The organism is Shewanella sp. 10N.286.54.B9 (assembly GCF_041468565.1).
Lineage (GTDB): Bacteria > Pseudomonadota > Gammaproteobacteria > Enterobacterales > Shewanellaceae > Shewanella.
The window spans coordinates 26,957-51,862 of record NZ_JBFRIY010000033.1 but is presented as its reverse complement, the minus strand read 5'-3'; the positions used below and the strand labels follow the sequence as shown (position 1 = coordinate 51,862).

Below are 24,906 nucleotides of genomic sequence, written 5' to 3'. Positions count from 1 at the left end.
TCGTTGATTGATATGTTATGGCTGGCCGCACATTACCCGCAATGGGCATTACAATATTTTTGTTATCGTAATGAGCTTGGGCAAAACACGGCTGTATTGCTGTATGAGCCGAAGTCATTGCAAGTGCTTGCGCTTGATCGTCAGAGTGAACAGGCTGGCGTAAAATTGGGAATGAGCCTGTCTACTGCACAAAGTCTAATGCCGTCGGCGATGTTAGTGGAGTTTGATGCCTCTATTAGCCAACAGGCTTCAGATTGGTTGTGCCAATGGAGCTACGAGTTCAGTGCCCGAGTCGTGCCGCTACGCTGCTCATTAACCGTTGAGGTACAAAGTACACCGAGAACTAAGTTTGATGTCGATGAATTTTTACCCGATACACTGTTACTGGAAGTCAGTTCCATGGCACTCATTTTTAATGGTATTGATAAGCTTGTTGAGCAGTATCGTCAACGCGCTAAAGCGTTAGGCTTAGAGGTTTCACTTGCCCTCGCCAAGACTCCTTTAGCCGCTCAGCTACTGGCGTGTGATACTTCAATGGGAAATCTGCAAGCTAAGCCCATTGCTGAAACGTTTAGTCAGAATGACTATCTTAATGCCGATAAAACTTTGCAATTACTTAAACAACTGCCGATTGCTTTATTACCTCTGTCAGATTTTCTACAACAAAGTTTGCACGATATTGGTATTAAATCTTTTGCATCACTGTCTGCTTTACCTGATAAAGAGCTTGGGCGACGCTTCGGAGTCAAATTGTTGCAGTTACTGGCTAAAATATCAGGCAGCTTGCCTCAACCGTTAAGCTATTTTGAGCCAGAAGAAAGCTACCAACAAAAGCTCACCTTACTATATGAGGTTGAATTAATGCAGGGCATTGTTTTCCCCTTGGGGAGAATGCTTAAAGAGATGGCAGGCTACCTACAGTTACGTCAGCTTGCTATTCAACAACTTAAGTTGAGCCTTATCTATCGTGATAGCGAACGAAGTCAGCTCGATATAACTATTCAGTATCCTTTTTCTGAGCATCGTAGTGACCGTTTATTGAGCCTATGTCGTATGCAACTTGAGCGCGTCACTCTGTATCAACCTGTGGTTGAAATGGTTATTTATGTAGAAAAATTTGTGCCGGTAGCCGTATCGCACGACAGTTGGTTTGGACAACAAAAAGAGCAGCAAGGACAGAGGTCAGAAAAAGCGTTGCGGCTAATGGCTCAGCTGCAAGCAAGACTTGGTAAAGCAAAAGTCAAAGGGCTACAGGCTAGTTATGCGCATCTGCCAGAGGATAGTTGGATAGCTACCGATCTGTCAGAGACAGCTAAAGGTCAGTCTATAGCAGGCAAACGACAGCAAGCAGTGTCTGAAACGACACCTGGCTCAAGTGCTCTGTGCGCTGGAGCGTGTCGTCCAAGCTGGCTGTTAACGATGCCAGAGTTGATCGCGGTTGAACAGATTGAGCTTTTAAAAGGGCCAGAAAGATTACAAACCCTATGGTGGCAAGAGCCGCAAATATGTCGTGACTACTATGTCGCCAGCCATTATCAAGGTGGGCTGTGTTGGGTATTTAGAGAGGGGAATCGCTTCTTCTTACATGGCTGGTTTGGCTAATGTACGCCGAATTACATGCTATCTCCAATTATTCTTTTCTTAGAGGAGCCTCTCACCCTCATGAGCTGGTTGAGCAAGCTGCAGGACTTGGTTACCAAGCGATTGCCATTACAGATGAATGTTCATTTGCCGGGATCGTCAAAGCGCATGAGGCAGCTAAAAAGCATCAAATAAAGCTGCTGGTGGGCGCTGAGTTTCTGTTAGCTGAAGGCGTATTTGTAATACTTGCCATGAACCGCAAAGGTTATGGACAGATCAGTCAACTTATCACGTTAAGCCGCCGTCGAGCTGAGAAAGGAGCATACCTATTGCGGCTCAATGAATTGCTGCAGGGCCTAGATAACACCATTTTGCTATGGCAACCACCTTCGCTTAAATCTATCCGTAGCGATCTCGGTGAACTGTCGACTCAAATTGCAGCTTATCAGTCTGGTGTATTAGCGGTGGGACAATCTCTGCAACAGCATTTTTCTCAGCGTTGCTACTTGTTGATGGAACGTAATTTAGTGGCTGGTGAAGCATTAAAAATCCAGCTTTGGACACAAATTGCCATGCAACTGACTATGCCCTGTGTGGCAGCGGGAAATGTACGTATGCATTGCCCACAGCGACAGAAATTGCAGGATGTTCTTACGTGTATTCGATATGGGACTGAACTTGCTCAAGCCGGTGAGTTGCTGCTGGCTAATACTGAAACCGCGCTAAAGCCGGTAGCCACCCTTTATAAGCGTTATCCTAAAGAGTGGATTGAAAATAGTCTATCTATTGCCGAAAGGTGCAACTTTAGTTTGGAGGAGCTTAAATATGAATACCCAAGTGAGGTGGTTCCCAGTGAACTATCAGCAAGTGAATACTTAGCCCAAGAGGTGTATAAAGGTGCATTGCGCCGCTTTAATCATCAAATTCCAGCTAGTGTAACTGCGCAATATAACAAAGAGCTGGTTTTGATTAAAGAGATGCAATATGAGTACTTCTTTTTAACCATTTACGACATTGTTCAATACGCGAAGTCACAACAGATTTTGCATCAAGGGCGTGGTTCGGCGGCAAACTCTGTCGTCTGTTACTGCTTAGGGATCACTGAGGTTGACCCCACTAAAGTTAATATGTTGTTTGAGCGTTTTGTCTCGAAAGAGCGTAATGAGCCACCCGATATTGACGTTGATTTTGAACATGAGCGCCGTGAAGAGATCATCCAGTACATCTATCAAAAGTATGGGCGAGAGCGTGCAGCGTTAGCGGCGACAGTGATAAGTTATCGCTTTAAGAGTGCGCTCGCTGATGTGGGCAAAGCTCTGGGGATCGATAAGCAACATTTAGATCATATCCAGCACAGTATCGATAGACGTGATACTGAAACTGACTGGTTGATACAACTGCAGGAAAAGTCATTGCTGCCTAGCGAAGGGATGGGGAAATACCTATTTCCATTAGTGCAGAGCATTTTGGGGTTTCCAAGGCACCTATCACAGCACGTTGGTGGTTTTATTATCTCCTCAGGCCCGTTAAGTGAACTCGTGCCGGTTGAAAATGCATCAATGGCTGATAGAACTGTTATTCAGTGGGATAAAGATGATTTAGAAAGCTTAGGACTGCTTAAAGTCGACGTGCTTGCACTCGGTATGCTCACTGCCATTCGTAAGTGTTTTGAACTTATTAGCACAGCCACTCATCGTTTTACGATGGACCAAGTCGAGTGGGAGCAAGCTGCTGTATATCAGATGCTGCAGCGTGGCGATAGTATTGGGGTGTTTCAAGTTGAGTCTAGAGCGCAAACCTCAATGCTGCCTAGGCTTAAGCCCAATTGTTATTATGATTTAGTGGTGCAAATAGCCATTGTTCGACCTGGACCTATTCAGGGGGATATGGTGCACCCTTATTTGAAGCGAAGAGATGGTATCGAGAAAGTGACTTACCCCAGTAAAGAGGTCGAGTCAGTATTGTCGCGTACCATGGGGGTGCCTATTTTCCAAGAGCAAGTCATTCAGTTAGCCATGGTTGCTGCAGGTTTTTCTGGCGGTGAGGCCGATCAGTTGCGGCGAGCGATGGCGAGTTGGAAACGTTCAGGAGAGCTACAGCAGTTTGAAGCAAAATTATTGCAAGGTATGCAGAGCCGAGGTTACTCGACAGCATTTTCTAAACAGATCTACCGGCAAATAAGGGGATTTGGAGAATATGGCTTTCCAGAGTCTCACTCAGCAAGTTTTGCATTGTTGGCTTATGTGTCTGCTTATCTGAAATATCACCATCCTGCAGCATTTTGCTGCTCGTTACTTAATAGCCAACCTATGGGTTTTTATAGTCCCTCACAACTTATCCAAGATGTGCAACGTCATGGGGTGGTGGTTTTGGCTGTGTGCGTGAACAAGAGTCAGTGGCAACATACATTGGTGACCATAGCCGGCAATCGTACTGCGATCCGTCTCGGTTTTCGCTTAGTAAAAGGTCTAAACAGACAAGCGATCGAGGAGTTGATTGAGCTGCGACCTGAGCAAGGTTTTTCGCACATAGATCAAATTTATTACTTAGGTATTGCACGCCACGAACTGGAAATCCTTGCCAGTGCTGATGCGTTCAACGATATCGCAGGTCATCGTCATCAAGTTCGTTGGCAATTATCAGCCTGTCAGCCAAGCTTACCGTTATTTGATGATGTGCTAGAAGTACCGCCTCAGAAACGGGCTGACAATCAAGCTGGCTGCACAGATAGTGGATTTAACAAGGTTACAGAGAATACTCTCCCCAGCCCAAGTTTAGTCGAGTCTATGCAGGCTGACTACGCCTATACCGGAGTGACACTAGGCCAACATCCCATGAGCTTATTACGAGATACACCTTGCTTACATCACTGCTCAACTGCTGAGCAATTGGATGAATGCCGCAATGGCCAAGTGGTGACAGTGGCAGGGCTCGTGGTAGGGCGGCAGCGGCCTGGCACCGCATCCGGTGTTACCTTTATTACGCTAGAAGATGAAACTGGCAATGTGAACTTAATCGTTTGGAGCGCAACGGCAAGGGTGCAAAGAAAGGCTTATCTGGTCGCTAAAATCATGAAGGTGACCGGTGTATTAGAACGAAAATCGGGAGTCACCCATGTCGTTGCAGGCAAGTTGGTTGATATTTCTACGGCGCTCAATGAATTAGTGATACCGTCACGAGATTTTCATTAACCACGACCAAGGTAATGATTCACTCACTTAGCAAGGCTCGTATATAATGATCAAGTCGACTGTAAAAGAGAAAAGCTGTTGCAAATTATTCTGTTAACCCATGAGCGAGAAGTTACCCGTCCAACAAATACCGGGCAGCTTGCCATAAATGTGTATCCTGAGCGTTGCAAACGTATTGTTTGGGCGAGAACTGCGCCGGATGAGGCATTATTAAATCTTCTTAAAACAGAGGGCTGCGCTTTATTGTTTCCTGATGAAAACGTAGCAGAAAAAACTGACTTAATTGAATCCGGTTGTACAGAGAATCATCAAAGCGGTATTAGTAAATCGATGCCTAGTACTTTGGTCATTTTAGATGCTACATGGCAAGAAGCGCGTAAGATGATCCGCCGAAGCCCATACCTAAAAGAAGCAAAGAAATATGCGTTACCTAGCGCTCAAGACTCTCGATTTACTTTAAGGCGTAACCAAACTGACGGTGGGCTCTGCACTATTGAGTGTATTATAGCGCTCTATAAGCAAGCCAATATGCCACAAGAGGCCGAAGTATTAACAATAGAGTTTGAAAAAATGCTAAAGCAAGCAAAAGTTTAGCAAACAGCTCTATCATTTTTTTGATTAAGCTGTTTGTATGGATAAGCTTAATGAGGCGCAGTTAAATCACCGTCAAATAGATGCATAGAAAGTGACTTATCGCGCCGCCTAATACAAACAGGTGCCATATGGCATGATTGTAAGGAATGCGTTTAGCGACATAGAATATAACCCCTAAGCTATAAAACAGCCCGCCAGTAATTAACAAGTTAAAGCCCAAAGGCGACATGCCTGCAATCAACTCTTTCATTACTGCAACGCAAAGCCAGCCCATCGCTAGATACAAGACCAAACTGAATACTTTGAAGCGGTTAATAAATAAGGTCTTAAACAGAATACCACCAACGGCCAATGACCAGATTGCAATTAGTACTAAGTTCGCATTCTCATTGCCGGTTTCGCTGTTTAAGCTGAGCAACATTAATGGCGTATAAGTACCCGCAATGAGAAGGTAGATCGCACAATGATCTGCCACCTTAAGCTTATGTTTTAAAACAATATCTGTTGCATTGTGGTAAAGCGTTGAGCAAAGGAAAAGCAGAATGATACTGGTGCAATAAACAATAACCCCGGCCATTTGGACAAAGGTTAAGTGCTCGTAACCTTTGATGATACACATGATTAAGCCTATGACTCCTGCGACTACACCCAATCCATGGCTTAAACTGTTGGCAAGCTCCTCTTTAACGCTATAGCTCGCGTTTGTGACCATATTGGCTTTTGAGGGAAGGGTAGACTCTTGACTCGACATAGGGGGAAACGACTTCTGCTTAAACCACGATTATCTGCAGTCTATCAGCTTTTATCACAAAAGCTATCATTTTAGCGTACACGTGTTCGCTAAAAAGCTGATGTAGTGTATCTATTTGATCTTCAATGCAATTAGCATATATACAGGAGTTCTGTTCAAATGTTGAACTTTTGTAATAAAGCCATCTCTAATGGTATAAACTGCAATAAAATGAAGGTATTTGCTTCAGTTTGGATTAAAGGAGTTCTGAAATTCGTGTGTTTTTACACTCGAATGTAAGCCATTAAGTTACGCATTTTACTGCTTTTTATGGACAAAAAATAAATCATCGGACTGAAAATTTGAAGAGAACTGTTATACCGTCTTTTACGGCGTTTAGCGCTAATGGACCAGCGCTAAATGAATCAAAGCCTAAGCAGCTTTATAACTGCGTAGAGCAAATCTGCGCGAGTAAAGAGCTTGCGAAGGAAGACTGTAAGTCGTTATTAACGGCTGTCTATGCAAACAAGGTTACAGATGAAGTTGCAGAGACTGCGGTGGCAATAAAAAGTACTAAAGATTTTAAGCAGCCATTAAACCCACCGCTGTCATCATCCAGGCATTACCATAAAATTTTATTACTTTTGTTCGTTATTGCTATGCACGTTTTAGTTATCGCAGTAATTAATCAGTTTTGGGTTAAGCAAGATTTGCACTTGTCAGTTCCAACGCCTGTAAAAATTAGTTCTTATCTTTATGTTGCGCCTAAAAAAGCACAGTTAGAGCCTATTGATGACGAAGCAATAGTCAAAACGACAGCAGTTGAAAAAGTACTTGTCGAAAAAACAGCAGTAATAATAGATGAAAAACCTAAGCCGGGTAAATCAACGGAAAGTTTACCTGCTAATGCTCGCCAAACAACGGTAAGTAGCAATACAGAAAACAATGAACTGAGCACTATAGATACAACAGCAAAGACAGCGAGTAAAAACAATCGTTATAGTGCCATGGCTGCGGCGCAGTCATATTTACAACGTCAGAATGATGCGGCGTTAGATGCACTTATTGTCGACAAAGCAAATGAGTACACAGGCCCACACTCTTTGAGCGTAATGGATGGTGACATGGAGGAGTTGGTATTTCCTGAAGTGGATCAATACAGTAAAGTTCCTACTAATGATCATCGACTCGATCCTAACCGAGTCGTGCGTCAAGGCGATACCTGCTATCGGATTGTAAAGACCCCAACTCAGATAAATCCCTACGCTGAAAATATTGGTTTTCCATTCAATTGTGGTGGCGATAAAGTTAAAAAAGCGATTGATGCCGCTATCTCCGCACGGTTAGAAAAGCGCATGATTAGCCGTAAAAATTGATTGTTTGATATGATATTTTTTCACTTAAAAGTAGGCTAACGGTAAGTCTTTTACTTAATTTATTTATTTTTCAAAGTTTTAGTTGAGCTTTTTTTTGATGGCATAACATTGTTTTATTGGGGGCGCCAACTTGTTTCTTAGCCTGAGATAGGATTATACTGCAGCCTCATCTTGTCGGAGTGCCATATGGCTGAGACCGTTTATTCGGGATCCGTTGAACCTGATCAGGCTAGAACCTGCGAAGGAAACAAGCGAAATTTTTGCATTTGTAAGGCTATATTAAAATAGTCAGCTGCAACATTTCGGTGGTTAAGTGTATTTTAAATTGGCATAAAAATGCTGTTTGATTTGCGCTTTCAACATTTACATTCTCAACTCTCCTGACAAGCAACTTCATTTTTATAATAGTGAGTTTGCTAATGTCTAAACGCCGCGAAACCCGAGCTCAGGCTCAACAGTTCATCGATAACTTAAAACCATTACAGCACCCCAATTCTGAAAAAGTATATCTGCAAGGCAGTCGCCCAGATCTAAAAGTGGCTATGCGCCAAATCCACCAAGCTGACACATTGCTTGGAGGTGATGAAAGTAACCCTCAATTTGAAACCAATCCGCCGCTTAAAGTTTATGATTGCGCCGGTGCTTATTCAGATCCAGACGCCAATATTGATGTGCGTAAAGGTTTGGAAAAATTCCGTAATAGCTGGATCATTGAAAGAGATGACACCGAGCAATTGAGTGCAGTTAGCTCAGGCTTTACCCAGCAACGTCTAGCTGATGATGGTTTAGATCATCTACGCTTTGAATCTTTACTGCCTCCTCGCCGTGCAAAAGCTGGTCAGCGAGTCACTCAATTACATTACGCCCGCCAAGGCATTATCACTCCTGAGATGGAGTATATCGCCATTCGCGAAAATATGGCGATGGCTGAAGTTACCGACCCAATTTTGACACAGAAAGATAAGGGAGAAAGTTTTGGCGCCTCAATCAGTGAACCGATCACCGCTGAGTTTGTTCGCAGCGAAATAGCCCGTGGCCGTGCAATTATTCCATTAAACATCAATCATCCTGAAGCTGAACCTATGATTATTGGGCGTAACTTCTTGGTTAAAGTGAACGCCAATATCGGTAACTCAGCAGTAACCTCATCTATCGAGGAGGAAGTTGAAAAGCTGGTGTGGTCTACACGTTGGGGCGCAGACACGGTAATGGACTTGTCTACTGGTCGCTATATTCATGAAACCCGTGAATGGATCATTCGTAACTCTCCTGTACCTATTGGTACCGTCCCTATCTATCAAGCGTTAGAGAAGGTGAACGGTGTTGCTGAAGATCTCAATTGGGAAACGTTCCGCGATACCTTGATTGAACAAGCTGAACAGGGCGTTGATTACTTTACTATCCATGCTGGCGTACTGTTACGTTATGTGCCAATGACGGCAAAACGCTTGACCGGAATCGTGTCTCGTGGTGGTTCCATCATGGCTAAGTGGTGTTTGTCACACCATAAAGAAAACTTTCTTTATGAACACTTTAAAGAGATCTGTGAGATCTGTGCCGCTTATGATGTTTCATTGTCACTTGGTGATGGTATGCGTCCAGGTTCGATTGCAGACGCCAATGATGAAGCGCAGTTTTCTGAGCTGGAAACGCTAGGCGAACTGGTTAAAGTGGCGTGGCAATATGATGTGCAAACCATCATTGAAGGCCCAGGGCATATTCCAATGAATTTAATCAAAGAGAATATGGATAAGCAACTCGATGTGTGTGATGAAGCGCCGTTCTATACGTTAGGCCCACAAACAACAGACATTGCGCCTGGTTATGATCACTTCACTTCAGGGATTGGTGCGGCGATGATCGCTTGGTATGGCTGCGCAATGCTCTGTTATGTGACGCCAAAAGAGCATTTAGGCTTGCCAAATAAAGAAGATGTTAAGCAGGGTTTAATCGCATATAAGATTGCTGCACATGCAGGGGATGTTGCCAAAGGGCATCCTAGTGCGCAAATTCGCGATAATGCATTATCAAAGGCGCGCTTTGAATTTAGATGGGAAGACCAATATAACCTAGGGTTAGACCCCGATACAGCCCGTGCTTATCATGATGAATCACTACCACAAGAATCAGCTAAAGTGGCGCATTTCTGTTCTATGTGCGGCCCTAAGTTCTGTTCAATGAAAATTACCCAAGAAGTGCGAGATTATGCAGCAGCGCAAGAGAAGCAAGCGCTGCAATCTAGCGGCTTAGAGGTAAAGTCTGCTGCTGAATATAAAGCATACAATGAACAAGTCACTTCTACTGGACTATCTGATAGTGATATCAATAGCGGTATGGCACAAATGTCAGCTGAATTTAAAGCCAAAGGTGCCGAGCTTTATCATGAAGCGGATGTTGAACAAAGCGCTAAAGAAACTGCGCTAGAGGATTAAATATGGCGCAGGTTAATACTAACCCTGTGCCAAACTGCAATCGTCCTATTGTGTGGACGATTGCAGGATCTGATAGTGGCGGCGGGGCGGGCATCCAAGCGGATCTGGCGACTATTAATGATTTAGACGCTCATGGTTGCAGTGTAATTACTGCAGTGACAGCACAAAGCTCTGTCACTGTCGCATCCGTTGAAGCGGTATCATCACAGATGTTAATCGCACAGCTTGATGTGTTGGCGGCAGATCTTCCTCCCAAGGCAATTAAAATTGGCCTATTGGCGAGCCAACAACAGATTGATTTTCTGGCTAGCTGGATAGCAAAAAGTCTATTGCACTGGCAAAACCGTGGCTTAACGGTTGCGGTTATTCTCGATCCGGTGATGGTGGCGACTTGTGGAGACGTGCTTACGGGGGCAGAAACGCTCGACTTTACGCCATTCAAGGGACTGCTGACATTAATAACTCCTAATGTTAGCGAGCTTGCCACGTTAGCAGGGCGCGAATTGCTAACTGCAAAGCAGAGCGTTCAGGCTGCTCAAGCTCTAGCCATTCAATTACAAACCTCAGTACTCGCTAAAGGCGGTGATATTGGCCCGAATTGGCATAAAAGCTACGCTCGGGATTTGCTCGTGTGTCATCAAGTGGCTGGTGTTTCGAGTATGCATAGTGAGCAAGCCTTTTGGCTTACTTCTCGCAGAGTCGAGACTGAGAATAACCATGGCACCGGCTGTACACTGTCATCGGCAATTGCCACCGTTATGGCCCATGGCTTTGTATTAAATGACGCGGTAGTGGTTGGGAAATCTTATGTTTCTCAAGGATTAGCTCGAAGCTACCAGCCTGGAAGTGGTCCCGGCTGTTTAGCGCGCTGCGGCTGGCCAAATGAGCTGCCTGTTTATCCATTTATCGAGCTGCTTAGTGAAATAAAAGCCGTTAGTGGTGTTAATGAGTTGAGCGTTAGTGCTTTTAAAGCAGTAACCGAACCATTGGGAGTTTACCCAGTGGTTGCTGAGCTTGATATGTTGCTGCAACTGCTTAAAGCGGGAGCGAAGACGATTCAGCTGCGGGTTAAGGATCCGACCGATCCGCAACTTGAACAAAAAATAGTGCAGGCTATTGCCTTAGGGCGAGATTATAAGGCTCATGTATATATCAATGATCATTGGCAGCTAGCGATAAAGCACCAGGCATATGGGGTTCACCTCGGCCAAGAAGACCTTGTAGTGAGTAACTTACAGCAGCTAAGTGAAGCTAATATCGCACTGGGTTTATCGAGTCATAGTTACTTTGAGATTTTGCTAGCGATGCAACACAAACCATCCTATATCGCTTTTGGGCATATTTTTCCGACAACGACGAAGCAGATGCCATCCGCGCCCCAAGGGCTTGATAAGTTAGCTCGCTATGTCGACTTGATGCAGGGCGAGCTGCCGATAGTGGCGATTGGCGGTATCGACTCTGGTACGATCGCTAAGGTGAAACAAACCGGTGTGGATGATATCGCAGTAGTGCGAGCTGTCACGCAAGCGACACATCCAGAGCAGGCCTACCAAGCCTTAGTCAACCAGTGGACCGAGGGAGCTGATAATGACGCTCTCTGATAAGGACTTTTTGCACTACTCACGGCAAATTCTTTTGCCTGAGGTGGGTGAGCAAGGCCAGAGTACTTTTAATCAGTCCCATATATTGATTATTGGTGTTGGGGGCTTAGGTACTTTGGCGGCGAATTACCTTGCAGCTGCAGGCATAGGCAAAATAACACTGGTTGATGGCGATGTTATTGAACTATCGAACCTTCCTAGGCAGTTACTGTTCTCCAAAGAGGACTTAGGCGCCAATAAAGCGCAAGTTGCAGCCACAAAACTGATGCGCGCTTATGAAGATTGTGACATCGACAGCCACAGCGAATACCTAAGTGCAGCCAATATTGATGAGCTGTTTGGTCGCAAGCATTCTAAGTTTGATCTATTACTCGATTGCAGCGACAACTTTGCTGTGAGGCAACTGGTTAATCAACAAGCTTTAAAGTATGGGATCACTTTAGTGTCAGCATCCGCTGCTCACTTTCAAGGTCAGCTATTGAGTATTAACCAACAAATTGCTCCCGAATCGGGTTGTTATCAGTGTTTATATCCAAGCGATATGAGTGTGAGTCAAACTTGCCAAACGATCGGCGTGTTAGGCCCTATGGTCGGCACGTTAGCCTCAATGCAGGCATTAATGAGTTTGAATCTATTGCTAGAGGCTGAGCTTAGACCGTTATTAGATGAGGATGCGGACACAGCAAACACTAGTGGCTCTCAATTACTCGGAAAGTTATTCCGCTTTGATGGTGCAAGGTTTGTGTGGCGACAAGCATCGCTTTTACGCGATCCCAACTGCAGTGTCTGTAGCGTTTGAAGCGTTTCACTCCGAAGTTGATTGCTAAACAGAATAAGGAAAATGAGAAATGATTAGCATTTTTTTAAATGATGAAGCGATGAATATCGCTACTGGATCATCTTTAACTGATGTATTACAGGGTCAAACCATCGCTGAAAACGGCGTAGCTTTAGTACTCAATTCTGAAGTTGTACCAAGAAGTCGTTGGCCGCATATCATGTGCCAGCAAGATGACACGCTAGAAGTTTTTTCCGTTGTCGCTGGAGGTTAGTGATGTTGAAAATTGGTGATACTGAGTTTAGCTCTAGACTGTTTACAGGCACAGGTAAATTTGCTGATGAAAAGACGATGCTCGCGGCGATTAGCGCTTCAAGTTCGGAGCTTGTCACACTAGCGGTTAAGCGGCTTGATCTTAAAACGGGCAGCGATAATATTTTAAAGCCACTGCAACAGCGTGGGGTAAAATTACTGCCAAACACAGCTGGTGCTCGCAATGTTAAAGAGGCCGTTTTTGCAGCGCATTTATCTCGAGAGATGCTGGGGACTAATTGGATAAAACTTGAGATCCATCCTGATCCAAAATACCTGATGCCCGATCCTATCGAAACATTGGCCGCTGCACGGATTTTGTGTGAGCAGGGCTATGTGGTGCTGCCCTATGTCCACGCTGATCCCGTCTTGTGTCGACGCTTAGAAGAGGTCGGTTGCGCCGCAGTGATGCCACTAGGAAGCCCTATAGGCTCAAATCAAGGTTTAGCAACAGAGCCGTTTTTAAAGATCATCATTGAGCAGTCACAAGTGCCAGTAGTGATTGATGCTGGAATTGGCGCGCCATCACAAGCGACTAGCGCGATGGAACTGGGCGCTGATGCGGTACTGGTTAACACTGCGATTGCGAGCAGTGCCGATCCCGTTGCTATGGGTCAATGTTTTGCACAAGCCGTAGATACTGGCCGAGCTGCATTTAATGCCGGCTTAGGAAGTGTCAGCAAACAGGCAAATAATACCAGTCCATTAACGGGTTTTCTGAATGTTTAGCCGCTTATATACCCAAGCTAGCCAGAAGGTAGCATCATGAGTTTTGTCGATGAGTTCAAAAAGCTGTCACGTAGTGAATTACAGATATCTTTGTATTCAACGACTAAACAGGATGTAGAGCAAGCACTGCAAAATCCTGAGGGCAATTTATCGAGTTTACTGGCATTGCTATCGCCAGCAGCTGAGCCATATCTAGAACAGATGGCGCAGCGTTCTGTAGCACTTACCAGACAACGATTTGGCGCGAGCCTTGGCATGTATATTCCGCTCTATTTATCGAACTTATGTGCCAATGAGTGTGACTACTGTGGTTTTACCATGAGTAATAAGCTTAAGCGTAAGACTTTGTCTGAAAAGGAGTTACTTAAAGAGCTCTCTCTGGTCAAGAAAATGGGCTATGACTCGATATTGTTAGTCTCCGGTGAGCATGAAACCAAAGTTGGTATGGACTATTTTAAGCAGATGTTACCGTTGGTAAAACAGCAGTTTAGTCATGTTGCGATAGAGGTACAGCCGCTTGAGCAAACAGATTACCAATCTTTGATTGAAGATGGACTTGATGCGGTAATGCTTTACCAAGAAACCTACAATCCAGTCACCTATGCTAACCACCACACCCGTGGCAAGAAGAAAGATTTTAGTTATCGATTAGAGTCCCCAGAGCGAGTCGCTAGAGCTGGGGTCGATAAGATTGGCTTAGGCGTTTTACTCGGTCTCGATGATTGGCGCTTAGATGCTCTGCTAATGGGTCACCATTTAGCCTATTTAGAAAAGCACTATTGGCGCAGTCGTTATAGCATCTCATTACCCCGTTTACGCCCCTGCACTGGTGGCGTACCGCCTAAGGTTGAGTTGACCGATAAAGGATTAGTGCAGATGATTTGTGCTTTTAGATTGTTTAATCAACAACTTGAAATTAGTTTATCTACCCGTGAAAGTCCTGCGCTGCGTGATAATCTGTTCGCACTTGGTGTAACCAATGTCAGCGCTGGTAGTTCAACACAACCTGGTGGCTATGATGAACCCAACTCTCAGCTCGATCAGTTTGAAATAAGTGACGAGCGTACTCCGATGGAAGTCGCTACAGCAATGAGTGTTCGAGGCTTAAACCCTGTGTGGAAAGACTGGGAGATGGGGTGGAAGTAAAAAGTAGGTTGGGCTGATACTAAGATAAATGTGTAAATTATTGTTAGCGGATAAAAGGGAAACAGAGTGAATATAGAAAAGATCTCAATTGATAAACTCGATGACTTAGTGCCTTTGTTTGATCAATACATGGTGTTTTATAAGCAAGCTTCTGCACCAACTAAGTATCGTGACTATTTAAAAGAGCGTTTGGGTAATGGAGAAGCGACAGTCTTTATTGCCTATAGCGATAATGAACCCGTTGGGTTTGTGCTTAATTATCACACGTTTTCTTCTGTTTCATTAGCAAGAGTGATCGTTCTTAACGACCTATTTATCTGTGCATCACATCGGCAGCAAGGTATCGCGAATAAGCTGATTGAAAACGTTATAGGGTTAGCTAAATGTACTCACTCTGTACGAATTGACCTCGGTACCGCTATTGATAATTACGCCGCGCAAGCATTGTATGAAAAGATTGGTTTTATTAAAGATACGGAGTACTTTTCATATAGCCTACCAGTTGCTTAAATGACTTTAGCCAAGGTGTTTTTTTAATTTGCTGTAAACATCAGCAGGGGTGATGGGCTTAAAGATATAATCTTGAGCGCCTAACCTTAACGCTAAGTTTTCATCTGAATTTTCATTTAAGCTACTAATAATAATGACTGGGATCGCACGAGTTAAGTCATTATCCTTGATGTCTTTTAGCACTTGATAACCATTTTTATCTGGCATCATGATGTCGAGGAAAATACAGTTTGGTTGCAAACTGGTGGCAAGTTCTGTGGTTTGAATGCCTGAATTAGCTGTGGTGACATGATAATCATCACCTAATATTGACAGTAAAAGGCTTGAGCAGATTGGGTCGTCATCAATCACTAATATTTTGGGTTTTTCCATAGTCAGATTTACCTTTATTTCATATCTAATGATTTAGTTTTTACCGTATCATTTTAATCTGTTAGTGGCTAATTTTAAAAGGGCTTAAGTGGCTAAATAACTCGTTTTTTATAGCTAGATCATCAGTGTGACAGCCCTTTATTTTTAGGGCATTTAGCTAAATATGCGAAATACTACACTAATCTACTTGTACTCGTGCTGAACGGTCAACTATATGTAATACCAACTGCATGAAAAGTTTGACCATTCAGTGTTTTGCCAATTTTTTACCTTAGCCGTACTGCGTGAGCCCGTCAGTCTTTCCACTTCTGCTTTGTAATGGCTTAAAAGGGAATAACCATTTCTTTACCAATACGCTTTGAATTGAAAAGATTGAGGGGCGCTGAACGGGTCAAATACTAATGCAATTGGTATAAGTTACTACAATTTGAGAGCTAGTCATAAAGCACTGTTAACGTCGATGAATGTCTATATGAGTATAGTTGGTTAACTTATTGGAACCGTTAATTATGTTGATAATCACTGTACATTTTTAATACGTTACTTGATAATCTAAGTACTTATTCCAATTGAGCGCTGTTATGCAAATACCTCCTAGTATTATTTCAGGACACAATGGCTTTCAAAGTGCGCAGTCTGATTTAACCCAAGCAACTGTGGATGTTGCTAGTTCAAGTCAGTCCGCTGTAGCGACAACAAGTGCAAGTGTTGGCGATAGTAGCGCAGATATAAATACCGCGCTTATCAATGCCACTCAGGCTGTCCATCATGCCGAAGCATCGGCTGAAGTCATTGAAGCTTCTTCTGAGATGATTGGCACAATCATTAATATCAAAGTCTAGTAATAGAAAAACGCTCTTGCGAGCGCCTTGGCCTTGGTTAAGTGGTTTCAACTTGATGATGAGTTTTAAATAATCGCTCTATCACTTCACTTGCAGGACCTTGTTTATCACGGTTGGGGATCACTAAGCTAAGTGTAGCTTTGCGTTTTGTTGACCCTTTTAAGTTGAGCTTTTTCAACTCACCACTTTCAATCGCACTTTTCACTAAAGCTTCTGGTACCCAGCAAAAGCCTAAGCCCTTTTTTAATATCACGATGGCTTCGTGAAAATTTGCGACGGTCCAACGCTGCTCTGCCTTAAGCCAGCCTAGATCTGCATTAGGACCTTGGGAGGTATCTTTGATCACAAGCTGCAAATGTTGGGCAAGTGTTTGGTCTTCTTCGATGACATCGTACTGAGCTAATGGGTGGTTAGAGTGGCATACAAGACTAAAGTTGATGTCCACTAACGGCTCGGCTAAATATCCCTTAGGCGGTGGCCCCCCACAAATAGCAATATCAACCGTTTCGTTACGGATAAGTTCCGCCGTTCCTGTTAAGACGGTATCAAGCACAGTGACTCTTGTACCACGGCTTACGGGATAGAAGCGGCTGAGGACATCAACGAGATCATCCATTGGATAGATGATCTCGCGGGCGATTGTTAGTGACGGTTCCCAGCCTGTTTCCAGGTTATTGGCCAACAACTCTAATTCAGACACCGATTGGGTTATGTGCCGAGAACGACGAAGCAACACTTCGCCGCATTCTGTGAGGTAGGCTTTTCGGCCTTTGACCTCAAGCAACTGAACTCCCAACTGAAATTGAAGCTTAGCGACAGCATGATTAAGTGAAGATTGGCTTTTGTTCAACTTTTCTGCTGCTTGGGCATAGCCACCATAATCGACTACAGCTTGGATAATTCGCCACTGCTCTAATGTTGATTTTGCTCTGTCCATTACTTAGCTTTCACCTGTTTTGGCAGGTACTTCTTGGTTGCTTTTAGCTCTGCAAGGTGAGGGCCTCGGTGAAGTTTCTCAGGCCAATCCAGCAACATCATTGCTAACACGTTTCGATGTTCACCCATGACGAGATCTGGATTACCGCGTGGTGAAGGGATGATCTGCTCTTTTTTGTTGAACGCGTTGACGATATGCTGCTGGGTTTTGGCCACGACCGGGTTATCTGCTTGCCCAGCTAATAGAAAGCTAATACCGACCTCTGCAATGATATCATCTGTGGCGTCTTTTAAAATCCGATCAATATTTTGCTCAAAATGATCTAATATCCAGGCGAACTCTTTAGCATCAACATTATGTTGGTAATACTCACTGGCTGCGAATATAAAATGAGTCATACCGTAGAGTTTGTTTCGGTATTGCTTTTTATCTAGCTCACTGTCTTTGCTATCAGGATAAACTCCAATGAAGGCCGTTTTGTAGTCAGCTAAGTAATCTCCAACGCCAATTTGCTTAGCCCAGTAAACATAGTTAATCAACTGAGCAGCCCAAGTTTCAATCATGGCTTTATCTGTTAGGCCAGTTTTCAAATCAGCTTTTTTTAGCGTTTCAATTAGCTGCTCATGACAAGGACCGGTTAAATCAAATTCATCAATGCGACTGGAGTAACGTAATAACACATCGGTATAGAAAATAAACTCAGGAAATGGCTTTAATGCTTTTTTACGTGCTTTGGCACGAGGACCTTTTCCTAATACAGAGATAGCCTTATTAGCTTCATTGCTAATAAAATCTTTCTTATCCAGATTACAAGCGTAAAAAGCTTGTGCCTCAGTAACTGCATAAAGGTCGACTAATGCGGCGTTAGCGTATTTTACATCGCCAGTCATACGGTATTGCCGAATACCATAATGACCTTGAATACGTGGCGGTAGCTCAAACAGGTGCTTTTCAAGATTTGCTTTTATAGCATGATAGACTTCAGCGTTTTCTGCTTCAGTGACTGTTGGCGCGGCAATACTACTGGCGCAAAAAAGTGCAGCTGCTACTGTGCTTATTCTGAGCATCGAAGCCATGTTGAATCCTTTTTATAAGTGAATCGGCGTTAATGGGTAAACCTACAAGCATTGTTAGAACTGTTTCAATGCTATTTGATGCCTCATTAACAACTAACGTATCAAAAACGGCAGCTTGGTCTTGGCAGTTTTTGGTGGACTGATAAATATACTCTGCTACTTTCTGTTGCCATAACTTTTGGTAGTAAAGCGGTCCCTGGTAAACAATAGCGCTAAATGTGTAAGGTGCGTCTGCGGTCTTATCCCAGTATTTACCAAAACTAAGATAAAATTGCTGATGAGGATCAAATGAATTTTTTTGTTGATGCGCTCTATATAGGTTTACCGCAATTTTAGCTCTAAAAACATTAAGTTGTTCTGAGTATAGTTGTAAAACGGCTTCACGAGAGCCGTCTTTTACCAGTGGAAGCATTCTATCTGCTAGCCAGTTTTCTAACCATAGCGCATCCAAGTTACTGCTATCGTTTGTTTCGCTTATGGTATTGAGTAAGTAAAATTGCTGCCCTTTAGCTAACTTTGTGATTGCGGTTGAGATAGCTTTTATCGCTTGTTTTTGCTGCTGATATTTAGCAAGCTCGGTAGGGAATGACAACTCAATTTGGCCAAATTGTTGTCCAACCACCAACTGTCTTATTGGTTTTACCGTAACTTTTTTACTTTCAGATAAATAAATGTCGCCTAGAAGGCGGTTTCTATGCCATAGCCGTATTGTTTTGTTATTAATCCAATCGAAACGAACTTCAAGGGCCAGCAACTCTTTTTCGACCGCAAATAGCCACTTTGTAGAATCCATGCTGCTGACCTTTGTCGCCGGAGCATTGGCAAGTTCGTTGCCGATATTCCAAGGTGCAATGGCAATATTATTAGTTTGAGTCATTAAAAATTGCTCAACTAACTCAGGAGAGTGCAGCATCTGCCGCTGTAATAGGTATTCACTGTAACTAGCAAAACCTGCCTGCATAGCTTGTTGCTGTCTAAGTTGTCTAATAGTTGCTAACGCGAGCATATTCTTGCCAGAGGCTCGAGCTTGATATGCTTGCCAGACTCGTTTTCTACATTGCTCATCGGCCTGTTTAATCAAGTAACTGGCCAATGAACCGTTAAAATTTTTGATTACTGGATCAGTACTAGGCTTAGAGATTTGGCAGCTTGAGTCGGAAATATTTAAGCTAAGTGCTTGCGAGCTTATCTCTTGTTTAAAGGCGGCTTGAGCTGTATGCAGTTGTGCTTTGAGTTTCGGGGACATACTGCTCTTTGATAAGTGATTTATCCGTGTTAGCAGTGCACTTATCTGTGGTTGTTGGTTTTTAGCAAGGCTAAACTGTATCGATTGGAAAGGGACTGAATCTAAGTAAAGTGCCAGCTCATCAGCAAGGTAGAGTTGGCACTGCAATAGCAGCTCCCTATCAGCATAAGAAAGCGGGAAGTGGCGATAATACTTAATACGGTCATTGATATTGAAAAAGCCAATAAGCTGCCGTTCAAGGGTTATTGCATTGCTCTTGCTATCTAAGCTTGGGTCGATGGCTAGCGTTGGAAAATCGAAGCGAAGACATTGCTCCACTAAGAGAGGGATTGGAGATACGGCAGCATAAGCTGCCGTATTGACCAAACTTGTAAGGACAATAAAGAGTCCTACAAGGTGTATTTTTAATTTAGCTGGTAGCACTAAAATGTATTTTTGCATATGCCACACGTTCTTCAACTGACATATTATGATTTTTCATCTGCTCAACATGGCGTAAATTACCTAAAATCCCTCGGCCATTGGCGATTTGAATCGCCAAGCCTGGTCGAGCATTTAGCTCAAGTAATAATGGCCCTTTATATTTGTCGAGTACCATATCGGTTCCCAAGTAGCCAAGTTCTGACATTTCATAAGCTTTAGATGCCGTATGTAACAATGTGTCCCATTGTGGAACTTGAATCGCTGTTAGCTCTTTTTGAGTGTCGGGATGTAAAGCTATCGGTGTATCAAACTGCACAGCATGCAGTCCCTTACCGGTCGCTATGTCAACACCCACTCCAACAGCCCCTTGGTGTAGATTCGCTTTACCGTCAGATGCTGCAGTGGATAAACGGATCATCCCCATAATTGGGAAACCTTTAAACACAATAAGCCGAATGTCTGGCACTCCTTCATAGGAATAGCCATCAAATACAGGATCAAACTGTATTAGCCCCTCTACAATGGCGACGTCTGGATTGCCACCTAGAGAGAACAGCCCACTAAGCACGTTAGAGACATGGCGGTAAACTTCTGAAGGGGTAACTTCTTGGCCATTTGGCTTGTAATAACGACCATTTTCTACCTTTGTGACAACTAAGATCCCTTTACCGCCAGAACCTTTTGAAGGCTTAATGACGAAACCATCTTTGTCATTAACCATTGCTGGTATCTCACCAATTTCATGTTGTTCTATAACCGTACCAATAAGATCGGGTACGGCAATATCATTGGCAAGCGCTAACTGTTTTGTCGTTAGCTTATCATCGACTCGTTTATAGAACTTACGCGGGTTATATCGGCCAATATAGTCGATATTACGTTTGTTCATACCCAAAATACCGCCTCGGGCAAGTGCTGAAGGGTTTGCGAGAAACATATTATTCTCCAGCCAGAGGCTTAAAGCGTTTTAGCTCAAGCAAGCGGTAACCTGTGTATTGGCCCATCAATAGTACCAGCGCCAAAATGACTAGGTGGATCCCTAAGAAGTTAAACACCCAATGTTGTACCCAAGTCGCACTCATCGCTAGGTACGCCAATGTCGCAACGAATAGACTGCCGCCACCTTGAATAACAACTTCTTTGGCGCCTTCCTCTTCCCACAGAATAGACATTCTTTCAATTGTCCAAGCTAAGATGATCATTGGGAAGAAGGTAATTGTTAGCCCTTCGCTTAAGCCAAATTTATATGAGAGTAGAGTAAACAAGCCAATAATGCCGATAACCACGATAATGACCGCCGAGATCCTGGATATGAGCAACAGGTTGAGCTCAGACAGGTATGAGCGGATCATCAGGCCGAAGGCAACAATCAACAGGAAGCCTATTAGGCCAGTAAAAAGAGTCGTTTGTATAAACGCCAACGCAATAAGCACTGGCATAAAGGTACCAGAGGTTTTAATACCGATTAGTACTCGTAAAAATACCACCATCAAAACCCCGATTGGGATCAGTAAAATGCCCTTAAACAGGCTCTGCTCTTCAAGTGGTAATTGATACAATGAAAAGTCTAATGCATTGTCATTTTTCATTACATCGATCGCGGTAGCGAGCGCTGAGCGAGTATCTTGCAACATAGAGAAGTTAACTTGAGAGTTTACCCCACCAATGACGTCGAGAACTGACTTTCCTGAGCGATCCCACAACAATAGATTGTCGGGTCTTCCTTGGCTACCATTTGCAGGATTAAATAGATGCCATTCACCGTCATTATAGACTTCAACAAATGTTGACAGCTGTTGTCTGCGGCGTTGATCTTCAAGGAATAAACCGCTGACTTCTTGAGCCGGAATGCCCTTGCTGTGCAGCATTCTGATAAACAGCTTACTTGGTGAATTACCCGCTAGAAGGAGTTCAATATTCTGGCTACGCTCTTCTGCATTGAGATCTTTATTGAGTTGTTGTGCGAACGAAAGGTTAGTTGCACTTTTTGCCCAAACTTCTTCTGCAGCCTGTGCAGCTGCAGCGCTTTCAGTTGCAGGCCACATGTATGCTGTTGGTGCATCTGGTTCAACGTCTGTGAGCAATTGTGTTTGCCCCGTTGGGATCAATGTGACTTTATAATACAGATCTTGGCGGCCTGACGCACTTCGAATAGACCATACTGCGCGACGATCAGCCTTATTGTTGGTGATAGTCAAACCATAACCAGGTGAAGTGGCGTTTTCCACTAAGATCTCATAAGCTGGATCTTCTGGTAAAGAGAAAGAGACTTCAGCGGGTTCCGATGTACCTTGAAAGCTGACTTTAGCGTCTACTGCCCAGCTCTGCACTTGTTTACCGGGTAAAAATGGCACGCTATGCTCAATGCCGCGATAAACGCTTGCAGAGATCCCTGCAATAAAGAGCAGAGCAACCAAAATATAAAAAGGCTTTCTTGAATGCATTAGTATTAGTTCCTATTATTTAGAAGCAGACGATGCGCTGCCGCCTTTCTTCTTACCGTGAATGAAGGTCTGACCTACATCTACCACGGCGATGTCTTGCATAAATTTGCGTCCCAGCAATAACGGGAATTCTAAATGACTACGATCAGTTAGATTAAGGTCTGTTTCCGCTTTATATTTACCTATCTCTAGGTGGGCATGGATAACTGGACGTCTGTCGGTTTTATCATCCGCTTCTTTGATTCTTACAAAGCGTTCAACTTTTGATTCGAATGTTTGTGCTGGTTGCTTTGCACCGTTGGTAAATACGTCAAAACGCACCCACTGGCTACCATCACGTTCAAACAAAATAATATTGTGAGCATCGAGCGACGACGATTCTGCACCGGTATCGATGCGTGTATTAAAGCTGGCTTTTAATTCATCAACGAAGACATTTTCAACTGCGCCTAGAATAAACTTACCTTGCAGCGGAGAAGGAGGGCATTGTGCTGGAGTGATAACCGGCACGACGGCAGTGTTGTCTTTCTTTAGCGTAGCGACTTGTGCATTGAGCTGCTCTAACTGAGCCGATAACGTTGCCATGCTTGCGGTTTGTGTCTGTTTGCAAGAATCAATTGCATTAACAATATTAGTTTCTTGTTGGTTTAAACTGGCTTCTAGCACAGTTGCATCAACAGGTACGGGTTTGTTTGCATCTTTAGTTGATGCACAACCAGTGATTACGGTTGCGATGGCGGCGATACAAATTATCTGCTTAAACATAGTGCTTCCCATTACTATCGGCTAGATTAAATCTTTATTTGGTTGGTTCTTGGTTGCGATTATAGTTGCTCTCTTTGGAGCGGGATAACCTTCAACGGTAAGGCTAACATCATTAGGATCTAAATAATCAACTAATGACTCATTAGGCATCCAATGAGTACTTCTTTGCTCTGCTAGAGAGGTGACATCAACATCTACACAGCGGATGTTGATAAAATCACTCTTTTTAAGCCATAACATCAGCGCTTTTACTGAGGGTAAAAACCACACATTGTTCATTTTTCCATAGCGATCTTCTGGCACAAGAACAGTATTCTCGTCGCCGTCTATGACCAAGGTTTCTAAAACGAGTTCCCCACCAGTTCTTAATTGATCTCTTAGCTGAATGAGATGATCGATAGGAGAACGGCGATGATAAAGCACCCCCATCGAGAAAACGGTGTCAAATGCGTCAAGTGGCGGCAGTTCTTCAATACCTAAAGGTAGGAAGTGAATAGGGTGCTCATTACCTGCGATTCTTTTTACGGCTTCAAACTGGCACATGAACATCGGTGAAGGATCGATTCCGACCACATGTTTAGCGCCATCTCCCAGCATACGCCACATGTGATAACCGCTACCGCAGCCAACATCTAGCACTGTACGATTTGCTAAAGGAGAAATATGTGGCGCAATGCGCTCCCATTTCCAATCTGAACGCCATTCGGTGTCTATTTCAACACCATGAATAGAGTAGGGGCCTTTACGCCAAGGCTTGAATATAGCGAGCAAGTTTTCGAGTTTTTCGCGTTCACCTGCACTGAGTTGCTTACCAGAACCTATGGTAACACTGGTCTTAAAATCGACAGTGTCGGGCTGTGGGTAGTGTAATTTATTAAGTACTTTTTCCCATTTAGGAAGCGAGCCATGCTTATGCTCACGCTGCCACTGGCCTAAAATAGCCGGTAGCGTTTCTAGCCAATGTTGTAAGCTAGAGTCTGAAATTTGTTTATAAAAAGAACTAAAACTTATCACTTAATTGCCACCATAGATGCAAAGTTAAAACATTGGAACCAAACACTAAATTGGCTAAATCCCTGCTGCTTTATTCGTAATTCATGTTGTTGAAGCGTGTCAGGCTTCATGACGTGCTCGAGTGAGCTTCTTTTTTGGCTTATCTCTAACTCACTGTAACCATTTGCCCTTTTGAAATCGAGATGTAAATCATCTAATGTCGATTGTATTTGGTCTTGCTCGAAATAAAGTTTCTCTGAAAGCACCAATAAACCACCTGGCAGTAAACCATCGTAGATTTTTTTGAGTAAACTTTGTCTATGTTCAGGCGCTAAAAATTGCATGGTAAAATTGAGGATCACTAACGATGCATTTTCAATTTCAATATCACGGATATCACCACAAACTAACTTAACAGGTGTTTCACTGACGTAGGCTGACAAGTTCTCTTTACAGCGCTCAACCATAGATTCACTATTATCAACGGCGATAATCTGGCAATTACGGCCCTCTACTCGGCGACGTACACTTAAAGTCGCGGCGCCTAATGAACAGCCAAGATCATATATTTTGCTGTTTGGAGTTGCATATTTTTGTGCCAAATCTCCAATAGTATTAATGATTTGCCCATAGCCCGGTACCGAACGACGGATCATATCATTAAACACTCCAGCAACTTTATTATCGAACTGAAAGTCGCTGACTTGTTGGTAAGGTTTCGCGTATAAGTCGTCTTGTGAAGATTTCATGTGATCAAATAGTGGGAGTTCAACTCTTTATTCTAGCTAAACATATCCGTTACCAGCAAGACTAGTACTGGAAATTCCT

General features: G+C 43.5%; 22 protein-coding genes and 1 riboswitch. Of the genes, 12 read left to right on the top strand and 10 right to left on the bottom strand.

Annotation, left to right across the window (positions count from 1 at the left end; all coding sequences use genetic code 11):
• The first annotated feature begins 12 nt into the window (after nt 1–12).
• The 3 genes from AB4135_RS11770 to AB4135_RS11760 all read left to right on the top strand — a co-directional run bounded on the left by AB4135_RS11770 (nt 13) and on the right by AB4135_RS11760 (nt 5,366).
• Nucleotides 13–1,602 (top strand): hypothetical protein, encoded by a 1,590-nt coding sequence (locus AB4135_RS11770; protein ID WP_371993053.1) that lies wholly within the window; start codon nt 13–15, stop codon nt 1,600–1,602.
• Complete coding sequence (locus AB4135_RS11765; protein ID WP_371993051.1) at nt 1,602–4,772, top strand: error-prone DNA polymerase; 3,171 nt, start codon at nt 1,602–1,604, stop codon at nt 4,770–4,772. The genes AB4135_RS11770 and AB4135_RS11765 overlap by 1 nt, the downstream gene beginning before the upstream one ends.
• A gap of 78 nt (nt 4,773–4,850) precedes the next feature.
• Nucleotides 4,851–5,366, top strand: a complete 516-nt coding sequence (locus AB4135_RS11760; RefSeq protein ID WP_371993049.1) for a DTW domain-containing protein — start codon at nt 4,851–4,853, stop codon at nt 5,364–5,366.
• 61 nt (nt 5,367–5,427) lie between these two features.
• On the opposite strand, the gene AB4135_RS11755 is transcribed toward AB4135_RS11760, so the two are convergent.
• Nucleotides 5,428–6,117 (bottom strand): hemolysin III family protein, encoded by a 690-nt coding sequence (locus tag AB4135_RS11755; RefSeq protein WP_371993047.1) that lies wholly within the window; start codon nt 6,115–6,117, stop codon nt 5,428–5,430.
• Nucleotides 6,118–6,458: 341 nt separating this feature from the next.
• Between AB4135_RS11755 and AB4135_RS11750 the strand changes: the two genes are divergently transcribed.
• The 8 genes from AB4135_RS11750 to AB4135_RS11715 all read left to right on the top strand — a co-directional run bounded on the left by AB4135_RS11750 (nt 6,459) and on the right by AB4135_RS11715 (nt 14,980).
• A complete protein-coding gene (locus AB4135_RS11750) occupies nt 6,459–7,472 on the top strand; it encodes a hypothetical protein (protein WP_371993046.1) in 1,014 nt (337 codons plus the stop codon).
• 165 nt (nt 7,473–7,637) lie between these two features.
• Nucleotides 7,638–7,736, top strand: a riboswitch (TPP riboswitch).
• Nucleotides 7,737–7,891: 155 nt separating this feature from the next.
• Nucleotides 7,892–9,904: a phosphomethylpyrimidine synthase ThiC gene (gene thiC, locus AB4135_RS11745; RefSeq protein WP_371993044.1), complete on the top strand. Its 2,013-nt coding sequence runs from the start codon at nt 7,892–7,894 to the stop codon at nt 9,902–9,904.
• A 2-nt stretch (nt 9,905–9,906) separates the two neighbouring features.
• Entirely contained in the window at nt 9,907–11,505 is a 1,599-nt protein-coding gene (gene thiE, locus AB4135_RS11740) for a thiamine phosphate synthase (RefSeq protein WP_371993042.1), read from the top strand.
• A complete protein-coding gene (locus AB4135_RS11735; RefSeq protein WP_371993041.1) occupies nt 11,492–12,304 on the top strand; it encodes a ThiF family adenylyltransferase in 813 nt (270 codons plus the stop codon). The genes thiE and AB4135_RS11735 overlap by 14 nt, the downstream gene beginning before the upstream one ends.
• Nucleotides 12,305–12,353: 49 nt before the next feature.
• Entirely contained in the window at nt 12,354–12,557 is a 204-nt protein-coding gene (gene thiS / locus AB4135_RS11730; RefSeq protein ID WP_371993039.1) for a sulfur carrier protein ThiS, read from the top strand.
• A gap of 2 nt (nt 12,558–12,559) precedes the next feature.
• On the top strand, nt 12,560–13,324 hold the full coding sequence (locus AB4135_RS11725; RefSeq protein ID WP_371993038.1) for a thiazole synthase: 765 nt from the start codon (nt 12,560–12,562) through the stop codon (nt 13,322–13,324).
• Between the two features lie 36 nt (nt 13,325–13,360).
• Nucleotides 13,361–14,470, top strand: coding sequence for a 2-iminoacetate synthase ThiH (thiH, locus tag AB4135_RS11720; protein ID WP_371993036.1), 1,110 nt, complete (start codon nt 13,361–13,363; stop codon nt 14,468–14,470).
• A gap of 66 nt (nt 14,471–14,536) precedes the next feature.
• Nucleotides 14,537–14,980, top strand: a complete 444-nt coding sequence (locus tag AB4135_RS11715) for a GNAT family N-acetyltransferase (protein ID WP_371993034.1) — start codon at nt 14,537–14,539, stop codon at nt 14,978–14,980.
• 6 nt (nt 14,981–14,986) lie between these two features.
• Here AB4135_RS11715 and AB4135_RS11710 read toward each other — a convergent pair whose 3' ends face one another.
• A complete protein-coding gene (locus tag AB4135_RS11710) occupies nt 14,987–15,352 on the bottom strand; it encodes a two-component system response regulator (RefSeq protein WP_248975401.1) in 366 nt (121 codons plus the stop codon).
• A gap of 581 nt (nt 15,353–15,933) precedes the next feature.
• Between AB4135_RS11710 and AB4135_RS11705 the strand changes: the two genes are divergently transcribed.
• Nucleotides 15,934–16,194, top strand: a complete 261-nt coding sequence (locus AB4135_RS11705; RefSeq protein WP_371993032.1) for a chemotaxis protein — start codon at nt 15,934–15,936, stop codon at nt 16,192–16,194.
• Between the two features lie 37 nt (nt 16,195–16,231).
• Here the strand turns inward: AB4135_RS11705 and AB4135_RS11700 are convergent, their stop codons facing one another.
• Genes AB4135_RS11700 through cmoA form a run of 8 tightly spaced genes read right to left on the bottom strand, consistent with a single transcriptional unit; the run spans nt 16,232 to nt 24,827 of the window.
• Entirely contained in the window at nt 16,232–17,131 is a 900-nt protein-coding gene (locus AB4135_RS11700) for a LysR family transcriptional regulator (protein WP_371993030.1), read from the bottom strand.
• Nucleotides 17,131–18,207 carry a DUF3541 domain-containing protein gene (locus AB4135_RS11695; protein WP_371993028.1) on the bottom strand — a complete coding sequence of 359 codons (1,077 nt, stop codon included), beginning with the start codon at nt 18,205–18,207 and terminating at the stop codon, nt 17,131–17,133. The genes AB4135_RS11700 and AB4135_RS11695 overlap by 1 nt, the downstream gene beginning before the upstream one ends.
• Nucleotides 18,152–19,894 (bottom strand): M3 family metallopeptidase, encoded by a 1,743-nt coding sequence (locus tag AB4135_RS11690; protein ID WP_371993026.1) that lies wholly within the window; start codon nt 19,892–19,894, stop codon nt 18,152–18,154. The genes AB4135_RS11695 and AB4135_RS11690 overlap by 56 nt, the downstream gene beginning before the upstream one ends.
• A complete protein-coding gene (locus AB4135_RS11685; RefSeq protein WP_371993024.1) occupies nt 19,863–20,813 on the bottom strand; it encodes an alpha-L-glutamate ligase-like protein in 951 nt (316 codons plus the stop codon). Before AB4135_RS11685 ends, AB4135_RS11690 begins: the two co-directional genes overlap by 32 nt.
• Nucleotide 20,814: 1 nt before the next feature.
• Nucleotides 20,815–22,320 (bottom strand): UUP1 family membrane protein, encoded by a 1,506-nt coding sequence (locus AB4135_RS11680; RefSeq protein ID WP_371993023.1) that lies wholly within the window; start codon nt 22,318–22,320, stop codon nt 20,815–20,817.
• A gap of 15 nt (nt 22,321–22,335) precedes the next feature.
• Complete coding sequence (locus tag AB4135_RS11675; protein WP_371993021.1) at nt 22,336–23,085, bottom strand: ATP-dependent zinc protease; 750 nt, start codon at nt 23,083–23,085, stop codon at nt 22,336–22,338.
• Nucleotides 23,086–23,106: 21 nt separating this feature from the next.
• Nucleotides 23,107–24,099, bottom strand: coding sequence for a tRNA 5-methoxyuridine(34)/uridine 5-oxyacetic acid(34) synthase CmoB (gene cmoB / locus AB4135_RS11670; RefSeq protein WP_371993019.1), 993 nt, complete (start codon nt 24,097–24,099; stop codon nt 23,107–23,109).
• Entirely contained in the window at nt 24,096–24,827 is a 732-nt protein-coding gene (gene cmoA / locus AB4135_RS11665; RefSeq protein ID WP_371993017.1) for a carboxy-S-adenosyl-L-methionine synthase CmoA, read from the bottom strand. Before cmoA ends, cmoB begins: the two co-directional genes overlap by 4 nt.
• Between the last annotated feature and the right edge of the window lie 79 nt (nt 24,828–24,906).